The sequence below is a fragment of the Arthrobacter sp. SX1312 genome, from assembly GCF_002929295.1.
In the GTDB taxonomy this organism is placed as follows: domain Bacteria; phylum Actinomycetota; class Actinomycetes; order Actinomycetales; family Micrococcaceae; genus Arthrobacter_D.
The window spans coordinates 745,010-761,506 of record NZ_PJIM01000001.1; the positions used below are offsets into that span (position 1 = coordinate 745,010).

Genomic DNA, 16,497 nt, shown 5'->3' on the forward strand with positions numbered 1-16,497 from the left:
ATGACCGTCCACCCCATCACGATCGCCGGCGAGCCGGTCCTGCACCGGCGCGCCCTCCCCGTGGAGGCGTTCGACGACGCGTTGCGCACCCTCATCGCCGACATGTTCGAGACGATGGACGTCGCCAACGGGGTGGGCCTCGCCGCCCCGCAGATCGGCGTGGGGTTGCGTGTCTTCGTCTACGGGATGGAGAACGACGACGACGTCGCCCCGCGCGGTGTCCTCGTCAACCCGACGCTCGTGACCTCGAAGGTTCCCGGATCCGATCCCGATCCTGAGGACGAGGCGGAGGGCTGCCTGTCCGTCCCGGGCGAGTCCTTCGCCCTCAAGCGGGCCGACTGGGCGCGGGTGTCCGGGTTCGACGGCGACGGCGTGCCCGTCGAGTTCGAGGCCACGGGGTGGTTCGCCCGCTGCATGCAGCACGAGTACGACCACCTGGACGGCAGGCTCTACGTGGATCGCCTCGACAACCGGCAGGGACGCAAGGCGAGCAAGGCGATGAAGAACAACGGCTGGGGCGTGCCCGGCCTCACCTGGCTGCCCGGCGTGGACCCGGACCCGTTCGGTCACTAGCAGGACCGGATCGGGGTCGGGTTCCGGCGTCAGGGCTTCCTCGCCGCTTCGACCCGGGCTGCCGGAGCCGGGGCCTGGGCGAGGTCCTCCAACCGCTTCACGCCGCGCAGGGGGCCCAGCAGCGCCACCAGCGGAGCGGTGCACGCGATGAGGACCCCGATCAGGACCGCATCACGGATGCCGACGGTCTCCGCCAGGACTCCCGCCAGCAGGCTGGCGAGCGCGAGCATGCCCCAGCTCACCGTGCGCGACGCAGCCCCGAGACGGCCCATCATGTCCGGCGGGCACACGCGCTGGCGGAAGCTCGTACCGACGACGATGTTCCAGGAGACACTGGCGCCCATCACGAACATGCCGAGGAGTCCCCAGAGCATCCCGGCGCCGGGCGTGAGGATCAGGAGGGAGGCGTAGCCGAGCACGCCGGGCACCATGGACCAGCGCCACAGCGGCCCCGACCCGAAGCGCTCGCCCAGGGAGTTGGCCGTGACCCCGCCGACGGCTCCTCCGACGGACGACGCGGCCAGCAGCAGGCCCAGCCACAGTTCCGACTCCCCCAGGGTCCTCAGCACCAGCAGCACGAGCAGGGACGCGGAGATGTTGCCGCCGAGGTTCCAGAGCGCGGCGTTGAGCAGGAGGGCGCGCAGCGGGGCCGTGCTGAAGGTGTAGCGCAATCCGTCCCACATCTCCCGGACGATCCGAGGATCACTCCGCGGGCGGACCACTTCCTTCACATCAAGGCGCTGGATGGCCGCAAGCGCGATGACCGACGTCGTCACCTGAACGATCAGCGTGTTGGAGGCGCCGACCGCACCGGTGAGCCACCCCCCGGCGGAGCGTCCTGCCGCGTCCGCCGCGGCACCGGACCCGGTGATCAGGCCGTTGCCCTCCATGAGCTCGTCCGGGGTGACGGCCTGCTGCACCAGGGCGGCGTCCGCCAGCTGGAAGAAGACGCCGGCCACACCCGCGACGAAGGCGGCGGCGAACAGCAAGGGAGTGCTGAGGAAACCCCACCAGTAGCCGACGGGCAGGAGGGCGAGGACCAGGACGCGGACGGAGAGGGACGCGAGCATCACCGGCTTACGCGGCAGCCTGTCGACCCACACGCCGATGAGCAGCCCGCAGAGGAGCCAGGGCAGGAAGGTCATGCCGGCGAGGGCGGCGACCTCGAAGTTGCTGGCATCGAGTTCCACCGCGGCGATGACGGGCAGCGCCACCGCTGCGACGGCGTTGCCGAGCACACCGAACGTGCTGGAGACCATCAGCGCGCGGAAGTTCCCGTTGCGCACCAACAGGTGTCGTTCGGCAGCGCCCCCAGTGCTCATCCGATCACCCTAAGCCAGAGCTCCTCGTGTGACAGGCAGGCCGTGACCACTTGCCGGCCGATGGTTCATCGGGTCTTGACGAGTTCCCGGAGACCACCGATAATGTTTCGCCTGGGCAACGGAAAAGTGGGACCGTTGTTCCCGATTCCTCCCTCGGCTTAGCCGGGGCCCTGCGATTGCAGCGTGATCGGCGGAAGCGCACCATGGAGGTGGGAGTGCGTCCCGCGGTCGTTCCCCCAGCAGTATCGCGGTCGACGAGCTCCCGAGGCGGCTATAGACGCCGGGCGGTCCCCCTACCTCTTGAGACCGGGTACGGGGGACCGTTTAATGACGGTGACCGCGCAGCCGGGTCGAGGCGAACGGGCCGACCCCGAGCCCCAGCAGAAGGCCGACCCGTTCATACCGCAGCGCTTGCGTACGAGACCCGCAGCGATGTTCACACAGTAGGACGAGCGGGGTCCCGCGACAACGTATGACGCGCCGGAGACCGTGCCGTGCTTCCGGATCGCACGGGGACCGCATCCGATCCGGGGAGCCGGCCGATGGGTGGACGGCAAGTCGAGGGATGGGTCGACCGATACGCCGGGTTCTGTCATCGCGCGCCGTCACCGACGCGCGAGTAGCGACCATCCATCTACGGACGCCGTTGCCGACGCCCTCCAGCGGCCTACCCGTGCACTCGGGCGGGCAGCCCTCGAGCGCGCACTGTCTGGCCTTGCTCCGGGTGGGGTTTACCGAGCCGCGCCGGTCACCCGGCACGCTGGTGGTCTCTTACACCGCCTTTTCACCCTTACTGCCCGCGCCGGCCGAAGCCTGCGGCGGGAGCGGTCTCTTTTCTGTGGCACTGGCCTGCGGGTTACCCCGAGTGGGCGTTACCCACCACCCTGCCCTGCGGAGCCCGGACGTTCCTCGGTGGAGCGGGTGCTCTCGCACCGTCCAACGCGGCCGCCTGGTCGACCCATCCAGCTCCCATTCTAGGTGACCGGGACACCGCCGGCTGCCGCGCACGGACGGCCTGCCCGGGTTGGATACAGTGGATCGGTGCTGATCCTGCTCCCCCCGTCCGAAGGCAAGTCCGCAGCCCGTACGGGTGCACCGCTCCACCTGGACGACCTCCACTTCCCCGAACTCAACGACGCGCGCAGGGCCGTGCTCGGCGCCCTGAGGGCCGCCAGTGCTGCAGACGACGCGCATGCGGTCCTCGGCGTCGGGGCATCCCTCGCCGAGGACGTGGCGAGGAACCTGGTGCTCGACGTCGCGCCCGCCGCTCCCGCCCACGACATCTACTCGGGGGTCCTGTACGACGCCCTCGGCTACGCCGGGATGACCGCCGTACAGAGACGCAAGGCACGGGAGCAGTGCGTCGTCGTCTCCGCCCTGTGGGGAGCCGTGGCGTTCGGCGACCGAATCCCCGCCTACCGCCTGTCGATGGCGGTGGACCTCCCGGGCACGGGGCGGCTCGCCACCTACTGGAGGAAGCACCTCGCGGCTCCCCTGGCGCTCCACGCGGGCGACGGCCTGATCGTCGACTGCCGGTCCAGCACCTATGCGGCGGCCTGGACCTCGCCACCGCAGCAGAGCGCCGCCGTCAACGTGTTCCAGATCCGGGACGGGAAGAGGACGGTCGTCTCGCACTTCGCGAAGCACACGCGGGGCGAGCTCGCCCGGCACCTGCTCACGCGCCGCGGCGCCGTCCCCGCGACGCCGGCTGCCCTGCTCGGGGCGGCCCGCGAGAAGTGGACGGCCGACCTGCAGCCGGCCACCTCGCGGAAGCCCGCGCAGCTCGACATCGTGCTCGACTGACGCCCCGCTCAGTCGGCGACGAGCTCCACCTCGAACCCCTCGGCGTTCTCGAGGTACGCGGCGTAGTGGTCGGGGCCGCCCGCGAAGGGATGACGGTCGGCGAACAGCAGCGACCAGCCGTGACTGGCTGCGCGGCGGACCAGGAGGTCGACGTCGGCGCGTGAGCCCGCGCGGAACGCGAGGTGGTTCACCCCTGGATGACGGCGGTCGTGGCCGCCCGCCGCGACATCCGGGCCGCTCTCCAGGACCACGTAGAACTCCTCGGAGCCGAAGCTCACGCCGTTCTTCCACGACTCCCTGCGGGGGAAACCGAGCCGCTCGAGCAGCCAGCCCAGGCTGGCGTCCGCCGCGGGAAGATCCCTCGTCCATACCTCGACGTGGTGCAACCGACCCGCACGGCGGGGCGCCTCCTGCACGGGGGCGTCACGCGCCGTCGAGGGTGCGCTCGACGCCGCGGTCGAGGCCCCGGCGGTGGCGCGGGGCTTCCAGTCGACGCCGGCCATCCCGGCATCCATCGCCTCGTTGGAGAGCCGGTCGGCGTCCTTGTTCCGCTCGCGCGGGATCCATTCGTACGTCACGCGCCGCGGATCCAGGACCTTCCGCGCCCTCGCCGCCAGGACGCGCATGTCCGCGTGCTTGATCTGCCAGCGCCCCGACATCTGCTCGACGACGAGCTTGGAATCCATCTTCACGTGCACGGCCGCCTGCGGGTTGATCTCCCGGGCGAGCTCCAGCCCGGACACGAGTCCGGAGTACTCGGCGACGTTGTTGGAGGCCTTGCCGATGTAGGCCGCCTTCTCCACGAGGATGCGGCCCGTGTCGGGATCGCGCACGAGGGCGCCGTATCCGGCGTGTCCGGGATTGCCCCGTGACCCGCCGTCGGCCTCGACGACGAGGCGCGCGGGGAGGTCCTGCCGCACGTGGTCCTGGGCCGCGTCCTGGTCCTGCGCATAGGGGTCGAACAACTGCTGATCCGTCACGGCTGCTGGTTTCCCCAGTCACTCGAGCGGACGAGGATGCAGCCCGAGTCGGGGCAGAGGACGACGTCGTCGGGCGCGGCCGCGGAGATGTCGGCGAGATCGCCGGGGCTCAGTTGCATGCCCGATCCCTCGGACTTGCCGTGGAAGAGCCGCGCGGCACCCACGCCGCGACGGGCGAGGATCCGCTCGTAGATCGTCAGGAGCCCTGCGTCGAAGGTGGCGGCGAGCTCGTCCCGCTGCGCCTGCACCCGGGCGCGCTGGGCATCGACGTCGGCCAGTTCGGCGTCCCGGGCGTCCTCGAGGGCCTTGAGCTCGGCGCGGACGCCGTTCGTGCGCCCCTGCACCTCGGCCTGCGCGGCCCGCGCCGTGTCCACCCGCTCCATGACATCGAGCTCGACGTCCTCGAGGTCCGACCGCCGCTTCGTGAGGGTGGCGACCTCGTGCTGCAGCGCGGTGAGGTCCTTCGAGGTCCCGGTTCCGCTGTTGAGCCGCTTCTCGTCGCGTTCGAGCCGGTTGACGACGGACTGGACCTCGTCCTCCGCGCGGGTGAGCTCGCGCTGCAGGTCCCCGAGCTCGGTCGTCGCCCGGACGAGTTCGGCGTCCACGTCCGCCACCCGGCCGGCGACGATCCCGATCTCGGGATTGCTGCGCGCGGCGGCGGCCTGGCGGGCGAGCTTGTTGAGGGTCGAATCGAGGGCCTGCAGGTCGAGCAGGCGGAGTTGTTCCTCGGGTGCAGCCTTGGCCACGGTAAACCTCCAGGATGGGTCGGATGGGGCACGACGAGCGGGGGTGGGCGTCGTCCCAGCCTAGGCCACGCCGCCCGGGGCGGCGGTCAGTGACCGGGTGTGAGGACGAAGTCCCACGGGTCGGTGTTGACCCCGCTCACCCGGATGTCCGTGGTGAAGCCCTGATCGGTGAGGACGCCGGCGAGGGCTTCGGCGGCGGGCGTCAGCCACAGCCACTCGCTGCCGAAGTGCGAGACGTCGATCAGGTAGGGCGTGGCACCGGCCGCTGCCTCCCGAACCTCCGACGCCGGGTGGTGCCGGAGGTCCGCGGTCACATAGACGTCGGCCCGGCTCGACCGGACGCGGTCGAACAGGGAATCGCCCGCGCCGCCGCAGACGGCGACCCGCCGCACCAGCGCGTCCTTGTCGCCGGCGACCCGCACACCGCCCGCCACGGCGGGAAGGATGGAGAACACCACTTCCGCGAAGTCACCGAGCGTCACCGGCGATCCGAGGTTCCCGACCCGGCCGATGCCCTCCTCGGGCAGCCCGTCCGCCGCCGGGGTGAGAGGCTGCACGTCCTGCAGGCCGAGGGCGTCCGCCAGCACGTCGGACACTCCGCCCACCGCGCTGTCGCCGTTGGTGTGGACCGTGACCAGGGCGCAGCCTGCCTCGATCAGCCGATGGATGGCTTCCCCCTTGAACCCCGACGCCGCGACGGAGGAGACGGGCTTGAGAAGCAGCGGGTGGTGGGACACGATCATCGTCGCGCCCCAGTCGAGGGCCTCGTCGAGGACGGCCGCCGTGGGATCCACGGTGAAGAGGATCCTGTCCGCCCGCTTCCCCGACCGGCCGGCCACGAGCCCCACCTCGTCCCAGTCCTCCGCGAGGCTCTCGGGCCATAGTTCCTCGATGGCCAGGAGTACGTCGCCGACGGTCGGAGCATGCATGCCCGGTGGTTCGGGTGCGTCGATGCCGGACGGAGCGACGCCGGAGTCGTGCTCGTTCTGGTCCATGACACCAGTAATACCCGCCGAAGCAGGGCCCGCCAAGTCCGCCCCGTCCACCGGCGGCGGAACAGGCGCGGGAATCATCGGCACGTGGCGCGCATTGACACAGTCATGAAGACTTTTGTGCTTGGAGGGGGCTGCTTCTGGTGCCTCGATGCCGTCTACCAGAAGACCCGCGGCGTGACGGAGGTCGTCTCCGGATACACCGGCGGCCATACGAGGCACCCGGACTATGACAGCGTGTGTTCGGGGATCACGGGACACGCCGAGGTGGTCGCGGTCAGCTTCGACGAGGACGTCGTGCCCGAGGACGTCATCCTGGACATGTTCTTCGTGTCCCACGACCCCACCACCCTCAACCGGCAGGGCTACGACGTCGGAACCCAGTACCGCAGCGTCATGTACTACCAGGACGCCGCGCAGAAGGAACTCTTCGAGGACGCCATCCGCCGCAACCAGGAGAACTGGAAGAACCCGATCGTCACGGAGGTCAGCCGGCTCCCCCATTTCCACGTCGCCGAGGACTGGCACCAGAACTACTACGCGAAGCACCCCGAGCAGGGCTACTGCCAGGTGATCATCAACCCGAAGCTCGCGAAGGCCCGGAAGTATTACGCCCAGTGGCTGGCCGCGTAGGAGCACCGGCGCCCGGCCGTTAGGCTGACCGCCGGTGCCCCGGGGCGCGCCCGCGCCGCCCCACCCACGACGACTCCCCGTACGCTGAACCCCCGAAAAGGCAGGCTCCCCATGGCAAAGATCTACGACGACGTCACCCAACTGGTCGGGCGCACCCCCCTCGTCCGCCTCAACCGGCTGACCGAGGGACTCGGGGCGCAGGTCGCCGTCAAGCTCGAGTTCTACAACCCCGCCAACAGCGTCAAGGACCGCATCGGCGTCGCCATCATCGACGCCGCCGAGAAGGCGGGCGCCCTGCGCCCCGGCGGCACGATCGTGGAGGGGACCTCCGGCAACACGGGGATCGCCCTGGCGATGGTAGGGGCGGCCCGCGGGTACAAGGTGGTGCTGACCATGCCGGAGACCATGTCCACCGAGCGGCGCGTCATGCTCCGGGCCTACGGCGCCGAGATCGTCCTCACCCCCGGATCCGAGGGCATGCGGGGCGCCGTCGACCGCGCCAAGGAGATCGTGGCGACGACCGAGAACGCCATCTGGGCCCAGCAGTTCGCGAACGCGGCGAACCCCGAGATCCACCGCACCACCACCGCCGAGGAGGTCTGGGAGGACACCGACGGCGAGGTGGATATCTTCGTGGCCGGTGTGGGCACCGGCGGGACGATCACCGGCGTGGGCCAGGTCCTCAAGGAGCGCAAGCCCGGCGTGCAGATCGTCGTCGTCGAGCCCGCCGACTCGCCCATCCTCAACGGCGGCGCCCCCGGCCCGCACAAGATCCAGGGCCTCGGCGCCAACTTCGTCCCGGACAACCTCGACCGCGACATCTACGACGAAGTGATGGACGCGACCGTGGAGGACTCCGTGCGGGTGGCCCGCGCGCTCGGTACCCAGGAGGGCATCCTCGGCGGGATCTCGTCGGGGGCCATCGTCTGGGCGGCGCTCGAACTCGCGAAGCGCCCCGAGAACGCCGGTAAACTCATCGTGGCCGTGGTGTGCGATTTCGGCGAGCGCTACATCTCCACCATCCTGTTCGACGACATCCGCGGCTGATCCCGCCGCGACGTCCGTCCCAACCACTCCACGAAAAGGTAGCCGGTGAGCTTTCTAGAACGACTGCGTGAGGACCTCGAGACCGCGCGCACCCACGATCCGGCTGCGCGTGGCCCGTTCGAGACCACCGTCGTGTACTCGGGGCTGCACGCCATCTGGGTCCACCGCCTGACCCACCGCATGTGGCGCGACGAGAGGCTCCGATTCCCCGCTCGCGCGCTGGCCCAGCTGGCGCGCGCCCTCACCGGCGTCGAGATCCACCCGGCGGCCACCATCGGTCGTCGGTTCTTCATCGACCACGGGATGGGGGTCGTGATCGGGAGCACCGCGGAGATCGGCGACGACGTCATGCTGTACCAAGGCGTCACCCTGGGCGGACGCTCGCTCGAGAAGGTCAAGCGCCATCCCACCATCGGGGATCGCGTCACGATCGGCGCGGGCGCGAAGGTCCTCGGGCCCATCACCATCGGTGCGGGCAGCGCGGTCGGCGCGAACGCCGTCGTGGTCAAGGACACGCCCCCGGACTCGATCATCACCGGCATCCCGGCGACGTTCCGCCACCGGGACTCGCGCCGGGAGACACAGCCGGCCGTCGATCCCGCGGAGTACGTGGACCCGGCCATCTACATCTGACGCGGCACCGTCGGACGACGAGAGCCCCGGACCGAGGTCCGGGGCTTTCGTCGTCCGTGCCATCGCTGACGGCCCGGTCAGTGGGTGTCGACGGCCTCGATCTCGGACTTGTCCTCGCCCCACAGCGTGTGGAAGGTGCCCTCGCCGTCGACCCGGTTGTAGGTGTGCGCGCCGAAGAGGTCGCGCAGGCTTTGCGTCAGGGCGGCCGGCAGGCGCTTGCGGCGCAGGCCGTCGTAGTAGGCCAGCGACGCCGAGAAGACCGGTACGGGGATGCCCAGCTGGACGGCGGTGGCGACCACGCGGCGCCAGGCCGGCACGGCGCCGGCGATCGCCTCGGCGAAGGCGGGGGCCAGCAGGAGGTTGGCCGGGCGGTCACTGCCGGCGTACGCCTTCATGATGTCGTCGAGGAGCTCGGCGCGGATGATGCAGCCGGCCCGCCACAGGGACGCGATCTCGTCGAGCCTCAGGTCCCAGCCGTACTCCTTCGCCGCGGCCGTGAGCATGTCGATGCCCTGCGCGTAGCTCACGAGCTTCGAGGCGTACAGCGCGAGTCGGACATCCTCCACGAACGTGTCCGGGAGCTCCACCGTCCCCTCATGCCCCTGCAGGACGTCCTGGGCCTGGAGGCGCTGCTCGAGCTGGGAGGACAGGGCGCGCGCGAAGACGGACTCGGCGATGCCCGACGTCGGGCTGCCCAGTTCCAGCGCCGACACGACGGTCCACCGGCCGGTCCCCTTCTGCCCGGCGGCATCGACGACGACGTCGACGAACGGCCTGCCGGTGCGCGCGTCCGTGTGGCCGAGCACCTCGGCGGTGATCTCGATGAGGAACGAGGACAGCGTCCCGGCGTTCCAGTCCGTGAAGATCGTCGCCTGGTCGGCCGGCTCGATGCCGGCGCCGGAGCGCAGGAGGTCGAAGGCCTCCCCGATGACCTGCATGTCCGCGTACTCGATGCCGTTGTGCACCATCTTCACGAAGTGGCCGGCGCCGTCCGTGCCGATCCAGCGGCAACAGGGCTCCCCGTTGTACTTGGCGGAGATCTTCTCGAGCATGGGACCCAGCGACTCGTAGGCCTCGCGGGACCCGCCGGGCATGATGGACGGGCCCAGGAGCGCACCCTCCTCCCCGCCGGAGACACCCACACCGACGAAGTGCAGGTCGTGCGCGGACAGGGCCGCCTCACGGCGGCGGGTGTCCTCGTAGTGGGAGTTGCCGCCGTCGATCACGATGTCCCCGGGCTCCAGCAGCGGCACCAGCTGCTCGATCACGGAGTCCACCGGCTTGCCGGCCTTCACCATGATGAGCACCCGGCGGGGCTTCTCCAGCGCGTCGACGAGTTCCTGCATGGTCTCCGTGCGGATGAACTCGCCGTCCCCGCCGTGCTTCTCCAGCAGGGCGTACGTCTTCTCGTTGGATCTGTTGTGCAGGGCCACGGTGTAGCCGTTGCGGGCCAGGTTGCGGGCGAGGTTGGCTCCCATGACTGCCAGGCCCGTGACGCCGATCTGTGCGCTCAATGTGTTCTCCGTCGTTGGTCGACTGCATGCAACGCGCTGCATGTGCCGGTGCTTCGGGCGCGTTCCCACGCGGCTCCTCCGGTCGCTTTCACACTATTACCGTCGCGCTGCGCGCCGCCACACCCGCGGGCCCCCGCGGCGTTATGTGTCGCCCGGCTCACGCATTCCGTGAGCTGTCCACCGTGCCCCCGGCTGGGACGCTGGTGCCATCCGTGAAAGAATGATAAGGATGTCCGACGTTACCGTTACCCCTCCTGCCCTTGCCCCCGCCTCCTCGCGCCCCCAGGTGCGCCCCGAGGTGGAGGGCGCCCAGCCGATCGTCGCCAGCGACGGCAGGCCGCTCCTGCAGTTCAAGTCCCCGCGGGTCAGCCAGCCGCCGGTACACCTGGCGGACCTGACCCTGCCGGAGCGGCAGGAGCGGTTGAAGGAACTGGGACACCAGGGCTTCCGCGCCAAGCAGCTGTCCACTCATTACTTCTCGCACTACAGCACCGACCCCGCGGAGATGAGCGATCTGCCGAAGGCCGGGCGCGAGGAACTGGTCGCGGCCATGTTCCCGCCGCTGCTCACCGAGGTGAAGCGCCTGACCACGGACAACGGCGACACCATCAAGTTCCTGTGGCGCCTCTTCGACGGCGCCCTCGTGGAGTCGGTGCTGATGCGCTACCCGGGCCGGGTGACGCTCTGCGTGTCCTCCCAGGCCGGCTGCGGCATGAACTGCCCGTTCTGCGCGACCGGCCAGGCGGGCCTGACGCGCAACATGTCGACCGCGGAGATCGTCGACCAGGTGGTCGCCGCGAACCGCGCCCTGGCCGAGGGCGCCCTCGGCGACCTGCGCACGGACGGCGGGCACGACGCCGACCGCGTCACCAACATCGTCTTCATGGGCATGGGTGAGCCGCTGGCGAACTACAAGCGCGTCATGGCCGCCCTCCACCGCTTCGTGGACGACTCCCCCGAGGGCCTCGGCATGTCCGCACGCAACATTACGGTGTCGACGGTCGGCCTCGTGCCGGCGATCAACAAACTCGCCGCGGAGTCCCTCCCGGTCACCTTCGCGCTGTCCCTCCACGCGCCCGACGACGAGCTCCGCGACGAGCTGATCCCGGTCAACACGCGCTGGAAGGTCGACGAGGCGCTGGACGCCGCCTACAACTACTACCGGGTCACCGGGCGGCGCGTCAGCATCGAGTACGCGCTCATCAAGGACATGAACGACCACCCCTGGCGCGCGGACCTGCTGGCGAAGAAGCTCAACCAGCGCGGGCGTGGCTGGGTGCACGTCAATCCGATCCCGCTCAACCCCACGCCCGGATCCATCTGGACGGCCTCCGAGAAGAGCGTCTCCACCGAGTTCATCAACCGGCTGCGGGACGCCGGTATCCCGACGACGCTCCGCGACACCCGCGGCAAGGAGATCGACGGCGCGTGCGGCCAGCTCGCCGCCGAGGAGTAGGCGTGCCAGGATTGGCGCGGACGATCGGCGAGCCGGTATAGTCGATCCTCGTGATGCCGCCCTGACCGGCCCTGGCCGATGGCCCGGTGTCACGGGATGAGGGTCTTTAGCTCAGCTGGTAGAGCGCCACGTTTACACCGTGGATGTCATCGGTTCGATCCCGGTAGGACCCACCACTCGAAACCCCGCCATTCCTGGGACGACTCCCGGGACGGGCGGGGTTTTCTGCTGCCCGCGTCATTCCCGGGCAGCAGGAAACCCCGCGATCAGGTGGCGCGTGGCATCCCGAGAAACACCTGGGAGAGCGGTGTCCGATGGAGGATCATGGCGACAGCCCACGGCAGGACCAGCGCCGCAACCAGCACCCAGAACGACCTCTCCGTGTCCGGTACGGCAAGGAGCCACAGAACGTAGGTGTGGGTCAGCACCACCATCAGGCAGCCCGCAGCAAACCTTTCGGACAGGACATGGACCGATCCGGGCAGCAGGGGAAAGACGCCCTCGAGCATCAACAAGAGGCCGACGGTGATCAGCACCGCTACGACAACACTGAGAACCGGCGTGCCGAGCTCGCCGTACTTCATGTCCAGTGGTGCCGACACCCCGGCGACGACAGGCACGACCCCCACGACGAGGCACACCGCCCCGACCCGGACCGGCCCGCGCACCCGACTGCGGAGGTGCTGCAGTGCCTGACCCGCGAGCATGAAGACGAGCGCGGCGCCGGCCACCCCGATGGACAAGGGCAGCGGGGCGAGGACCTCCCTGAACACGTGCGTGACGACCGCAAGACCGACGATGAGCGCGGTCCGGAGGACGAGGGGGACACGCTCTAGTGCCCGGAACATGAGGGCCGAAAGAAACAGCGCGGTCATGAACCAGTACGCACCGAACGGTCCCGCGTTGAGGGACCCGCCCATGAGAGGCAGGATCACGGCTTCGGGTGCCAGCGACCCGCGCTGACGAAGGATGCCGACATGAACGATCAGGGTCACGGCCAACCATGCCAGGTACGGCGTCATGATCGTCCGGAAGCGTTTCTTCGCCTCCGTCACCTCCGCCCGTCGAGCACCCGGCCTCCGAGTCCTCCAGAGGTATCCGGCGAGCAGGAAGAACACAGGGACGTGCCACGTGTAGAGCCCCGCGTCGACGAGCGGACCCGACCAGACATGCCCGGCGACGACACCGACGACCGCGAGGACACGCAGAGCGTCAATGGCTCCGGATCGGGTCGCTGTGGCGCCTGGTGCTGGTGGGCGCAGGGTCGCCACGTGCTCCTCCCGGTCGAAGTGGTCCATCCCAAGGTAAGCGTCGCCCCTTGAGGTGCGGGTTCACAACCTTCGCTGCCGCAAAGGTGAAGTAGCGCTTTCGTCGTCGCCGTGTCTACGGTGCCGGACAGTTCCAGACGGTCCCGGAACCGACCGAACGCGTCGGTACAGCATACGAGAGGAGCCCCGCACGGGCGGGGCTCCTCCTGCGTTCCAGGTGCACGGCTGCAGTCAGCGAGCGGCCTGGAGTTCGTGGGCCTGGCAGTCCTCGCAGAAGAGTGTCTCGCAGACCTCTCCGCAACACTGGCAACGGTGCTCTGTGTAGCTCATAGGTGCGACAGTAATGGCTCGGCCGGTGCACCACCCGAGAAGCGGGTACTCGACCTGCACACCGCGGGGACAAGTAGTCCGGGGTCCCCGCGGCGGCGACGGTCAGCGCTTCTTCAGAACGGCGATCAGCCTCCCGGCCAGGACGATGAGCATCAGGGACGCGCCGACCACGAAGAGAAGGGCGAGCCACAGAGCCGGCCCGCCGTCGTCGTCGACGCCGAGACCCAGCCTGCGGGCGGCGATGCACAGCGCGATCATGCTCGCGCCCGCCACGAAGACCGCCGTCCTCCGATCCCACCGCCACTGTCCCAGCACGCCGTCCACTCTAGCCGCAACCTGACCGCAACGGGCTCGCGCGCTCCTACCGCTGCGCCTCGACCACACCGACCGGCCTGCCGTCGGCGAAGGTGACCACGTAGTCCTGGCCCATGATGCCGACGACGCACTCCTGCGCCCCGGTGAGGCGGCAGTCCTCGCCCGCATCGGGCGACGTCGGCGGGTCCTCGAAGATCGGTTCGAGGAGCTCGGGCGCGATGCCGGGGGGCGTGGGCTCGAAGAACGGTATCGACCCGGGCCGCAGGCAGGTATGGGGATCGGCGGGGTCGGTCCACCAGGCGCCCTCCTCGGTGATCGGGCACTGCGGGGAGGGAGGCGGAGGCGGGACCTCCGACAGGAGGTCGCCCTCCGGTCCGGCGTCGACGGGAGGCGGAACCTGGACCGTCGTCGTGGTCACCGGAACCACCTCGACCGGGTCCTCGGTGGATGCGCCTACGGCAGGAGGACCATCCGCGGTCCCGGGGACCGCAGGAATCGCCATCGACGGGGTGGTCGCCGCGCCGGGGCCTGCCACGGCGTGGTCCGCGACCGTCCCGCCCTGGACGTCCAGCGCCAGGGGTGTCGCGACCAACGCCGCGGCGGATCCGAAAGCCAGCAGAAGAGATCGTGTCGTGTGCCGCATTGTTCCACCTTGCTTGAGAGACCTGATGGACCGACGCTACGGCGGTGCGTGCGGTGCCGACACCGAAGCCACTACTCGGACGGAAAGTTGACTACCTGGGGACGCAGTGCTCTCCCTACGGCTGCGTCAGGTCCGGGAGCCGTCCGGCGAGGTAGGTGAGCGCCTCGGAGACACCCGCCTCGATCTTGAGCGAGGCGAACTCGTCCCCGCGCGTCCATCCGCGGTTGATGATGACGACGGGCTTGCCCGCCTTCGCCGCGTGGCGGACGAACCGCAGCCCACTCATCACGGTCAGCGAGGACCCGGCCACCAGCAGCGCGGCGGCGGCATCGACCATGGCGTACGCGTCGGCGACGCGGCCCTTGGGCACGTTCTCGCCGAAGTACACGAAGTCGGGCTTGAGCATGCCGCCGCACGCGGGGCACGGGGCCATCAGGAAATCGCCGGTGTCGTCCACGTCGGCATCGGCGTCGGGGGCGATGTCCCCGGCGCCGGACTCCCGCTCGAGGTAGCCCGGATTCAGTGCCTCGAGGATCTCCGCGATCCGGGACCGCGCAAAGAGGGAGGCGCACTGCAGGCACACCACGCGGTCGAACGTCCCGTGCAGGTCGATGACGTTGATGCTGCCGGCCGAGGAGTGGAGCCTGTCGACGTTCTGCGTGATGAGGCCGGACAGCAGGCCCCGCTGCTCCAACCGGGCGACGGCGGCGTGCCCCGCATTGGGGTCGGCCCGGCGGAGGTGCCGCCACCCCAGGTGGTTTCGCGCCCAGTAGCGGCGCCGGAGCGCCTCGTCACCGACGAACTGCTGGTAGGTCATCGGGTTCCGGGGCACCGACTGCGGGCCGCGGTAGTCCGGGATGCCGGAGTCGGTACTGAGCCCGGCACCGGTCAGCACGACCAGTCGCAGCCCGCCGAGCAGGGCGACGGCCTCGTCGAGGGGGCCGAGCTCGGCCGGCTGCAGCGCCGGGAGGACCGACGCCGGGGGCTCGCGCACGAACCCCGTCAGCCCGAGCCCCGGGTTCGATTCCGGTCCGGGCAGGTCGTCACGCATCCGCATGCCGCCGCCCGGACCGGTCACAGGGCCGCTTCGACCGAGCTCAGCGCCTGGGCGTAGTCAGCGATCGGCCGGCCCTGCCCATGGGGTGAGGACACGACGGCACGGACCACGCCCGCACCATCGAGCACGTAGCTGACGCGTTCGGCGTAGCCCTGCTCCTCGTCGAACGCCCCATAGGCGCGCGTGGTCGCGCCGTGCGGCCAGAAATCGGCCAGGAGGTCGAAGGAGATGTCATTCGCGTCGGCGAAGGCCCGCAGCGTGTACTTGTGGTCCACCGAGACCGCCACGAGCGTGACGCCGGCGGCGTCGAACAGTTCCAGACTGTCCCGGAGCTGGCCGAGCTCGTCGGTGCAGACGCGGGAGAACGCGAAGGGGAAGAAGACGACGACGGAGCCGCCGACGAGGGACGACCGCGTCACGGTCTCGCCGAACTGGTTCGCCAGGGCGAACCCGGGTGCCACCGTTCCGACGTCGAGGGGCACGTCCTACTGCTTCCGGCGGTTGACGAGCCGGGTGGCGGCCCATTCCTTGGACACACCGGCGGAGGACGTGGAGTGCAGTCCTGCCGTCGGGGCGGCTTCCTGGATGTCGGCGGGCGGTACGTATCCGGGCCGGCCCGACTTCGGGGTGAGGAGCCAGACGACCCCGTTGCCGCCCAGCGAGGTCAGGGCGTCCACGAGAGCGTCCACCAGATCGCCGTCGCCGTTCCGCCACCAGAGGAGGACACCGTCGACGACGTCCTGGTCGTCCTCCGTGAGCAGTTCGGACCCGATGCCGTCCTCGAGGGTTTCGCGGAAGTCGAAGTCGACGTCGTCGTCGTACCCGAGTTCCTGGACAAGATCCCCCTGCTTGAAACCCAACTTGCCTGCCACGTCGACCGCGGTGGCGGCTTCAGCCTCGCTCACTTGTCTCCTCCTGGAAAGACGGGACTGTCGCCCGACGGGTCCTGCTATAGATGTGCATGTCTACCAGCCAACACCTTTCTGCGCCCAGCATCAAGCCAGCGGGCGGATTTCGGGTGCGGCGCCGCCGCGCACGCCCGGCTCTCCTGCGGGGGACGCCCCCTACACGCCCTCGGCGTAATCTGTCCGGCGGCCCGGCTCCCGCTACGCATCGGGCGCACGGCGGCGATAGAGTAAGGCACTATATGGCCTGGGTGGCTTACGCCGGGCATACATCTCTGCG

General features: G+C 69.8%; 17 protein-coding genes, 1 tRNA gene and 1 other RNA gene. 7 read left to right on the top strand and 12 right to left on the bottom strand.

Annotated elements, in window-relative coordinates; genetic code table 11:
• Positions 1–573 (top strand): peptide deformylase, encoded by a 573-nt coding sequence (def, locus tag CXQ92_RS03590; protein WP_104165331.1) that lies wholly within the window; start codon positions 1–3, stop codon positions 571–573.
• Positions 574–602: 29 nt separating this feature from the next.
• On the opposite strand, the gene CXQ92_RS03595 is transcribed toward def, so the two are convergent.
• Entirely contained in the window at positions 603–1,895 is a 1,293-nt protein-coding gene (locus CXQ92_RS03595) for an MFS transporter (protein ID WP_104165333.1), read from the bottom strand.
• Positions 1,896–2,457: 562 nt separating this feature from the next.
• Positions 2,458–2,856, bottom strand: an RNA gene (gene rnpB / locus CXQ92_RS03600) — RNase P RNA component class A.
• A gap of 80 nt (positions 2,857–2,936) precedes the next feature.
• On the opposite strand from rnpB, the gene CXQ92_RS03605 reads away from it, so the two are divergent.
• Positions 2,937–3,698, top strand: coding sequence for a YaaA family protein (locus CXQ92_RS03605; RefSeq protein ID WP_104165335.1), 762 nt, complete (start codon positions 2,937–2,939; stop codon positions 3,696–3,698).
• 8 nt (positions 3,699–3,706) lie between these two features.
• On the opposite strand, the gene CXQ92_RS03610 is transcribed toward CXQ92_RS03605, so the two are convergent.
• From CXQ92_RS03610 to CXQ92_RS03620, 3 genes are all read right to left on the bottom strand, one after another.
• Positions 3,707–4,678, bottom strand: a complete 972-nt coding sequence (locus CXQ92_RS03610) for a reverse transcriptase-like protein (protein WP_306738388.1) — start codon at positions 4,676–4,678, stop codon at positions 3,707–3,709.
• Positions 4,675–5,424, bottom strand: coding sequence for a zinc ribbon domain-containing protein (locus CXQ92_RS03615; protein WP_104165337.1), 750 nt, complete (start codon positions 5,422–5,424; stop codon positions 4,675–4,677). Before CXQ92_RS03615 ends, CXQ92_RS03610 begins: the two co-directional genes overlap by 4 nt.
• Positions 5,425–5,510: 86 nt before the next feature.
• Positions 5,511–6,353: a Nif3-like dinuclear metal center hexameric protein gene (locus tag CXQ92_RS03620; RefSeq protein WP_258069791.1), complete on the bottom strand. Its 843-nt coding sequence runs from the start codon at positions 6,351–6,353 to the stop codon at positions 5,511–5,513.
• Between the two features lie 171 nt (positions 6,354–6,524).
• Between CXQ92_RS03620 and msrA the strand changes: the two genes are divergently transcribed.
• From msrA to epsC, 3 genes are all read left to right on the top strand, one after another.
• Positions 6,525–7,049 (top strand): peptide-methionine (S)-S-oxide reductase MsrA, encoded by a 525-nt coding sequence (gene msrA / locus CXQ92_RS03625; RefSeq protein WP_104165340.1) that lies wholly within the window; start codon positions 6,525–6,527, stop codon positions 7,047–7,049.
• A 111-nt stretch (positions 7,050–7,160) separates the two neighbouring features.
• Complete coding sequence (gene cysK / locus CXQ92_RS03630) at positions 7,161–8,096, top strand: cysteine synthase A (protein WP_104165342.1); 936 nt, start codon at positions 7,161–7,163, stop codon at positions 8,094–8,096.
• A gap of 45 nt (positions 8,097–8,141) precedes the next feature.
• Positions 8,142–8,729 carry a serine O-acetyltransferase EpsC gene (gene epsC / locus CXQ92_RS03635; protein WP_104165343.1) on the top strand — a complete coding sequence of 196 codons (588 nt, stop codon included), beginning with the start codon at positions 8,142–8,144 and terminating at the stop codon, positions 8,727–8,729.
• Positions 8,730–8,806: 77 nt separating this feature from the next.
• On the opposite strand, the gene gndA is transcribed toward epsC, so the two are convergent.
• Positions 8,807–10,243 carry an NADP-dependent phosphogluconate dehydrogenase gene (gene gndA, locus CXQ92_RS03640; protein ID WP_104165345.1) on the bottom strand — a complete coding sequence of 479 codons (1,437 nt, stop codon included), beginning with the start codon at positions 10,241–10,243 and terminating at the stop codon, positions 8,807–8,809.
• Positions 10,244–10,472: 229 nt separating this feature from the next.
• Between gndA and rlmN the strand changes: the two genes are divergently transcribed.
• The gene (rlmN, locus tag CXQ92_RS03645) at positions 10,473–11,699 is read left to right on the top strand and encodes a 23S rRNA (adenine(2503)-C(2))-methyltransferase RlmN (protein WP_258069691.1); all 1,227 of its coding nucleotides are present in this window, start codon (positions 10,473–10,475) and stop codon (positions 11,697–11,699) included.
• Between the two features lie 100 nt (positions 11,700–11,799).
• Positions 11,800–11,875 (top strand) — tRNA-Val (locus CXQ92_RS03650).
• Positions 11,876–11,965: 90 nt separating this feature from the next.
• Here CXQ92_RS03650 and CXQ92_RS03655 read toward each other — a convergent pair.
• The 6 genes from CXQ92_RS03655 to CXQ92_RS03680 form a co-directional block, all read right to left on the bottom strand.
• Positions 11,966–12,997 (bottom strand): acyltransferase family protein, encoded by a 1,032-nt coding sequence (locus CXQ92_RS03655; protein ID WP_104165349.1) that lies wholly within the window; start codon positions 12,995–12,997, stop codon positions 11,966–11,968.
• Positions 12,998–13,399: 402 nt separating this feature from the next.
• On the bottom strand, positions 13,400–13,612 hold the full coding sequence (locus CXQ92_RS03660; RefSeq protein ID WP_146067370.1) for a hypothetical protein: 213 nt from the start codon (positions 13,610–13,612) through the stop codon (positions 13,400–13,402).
• 46 nt (positions 13,613–13,658) lie between these two features.
• Positions 13,659–14,255 carry a hypothetical protein gene (locus CXQ92_RS03665; RefSeq protein ID WP_146067371.1) on the bottom strand — a complete coding sequence of 199 codons (597 nt, stop codon included), beginning with the start codon at positions 14,253–14,255 and terminating at the stop codon, positions 13,659–13,661.
• Positions 14,256–14,370: 115 nt separating this feature from the next.
• Positions 14,371–15,306: an NAD-dependent protein deacetylase gene (locus tag CXQ92_RS03670; RefSeq protein WP_104166688.1), complete on the bottom strand. Its 936-nt coding sequence runs from the start codon at positions 15,304–15,306 to the stop codon at positions 14,371–14,373.
• Between the two features lie 23 nt (positions 15,307–15,329).
• Complete coding sequence (locus tag CXQ92_RS03675; protein ID WP_104165355.1) at positions 15,330–15,794, bottom strand: redoxin domain-containing protein; 465 nt, start codon at positions 15,792–15,794, stop codon at positions 15,330–15,332.
• A gap of 3 nt (positions 15,795–15,797) precedes the next feature.
• Entirely contained in the window at positions 15,798–16,217 is a 420-nt protein-coding gene (locus tag CXQ92_RS03680) for a DUF3052 domain-containing protein (RefSeq protein ID WP_104165356.1), read from the bottom strand.
• Positions 16,218–16,497 lie beyond the last annotated feature (280 nt).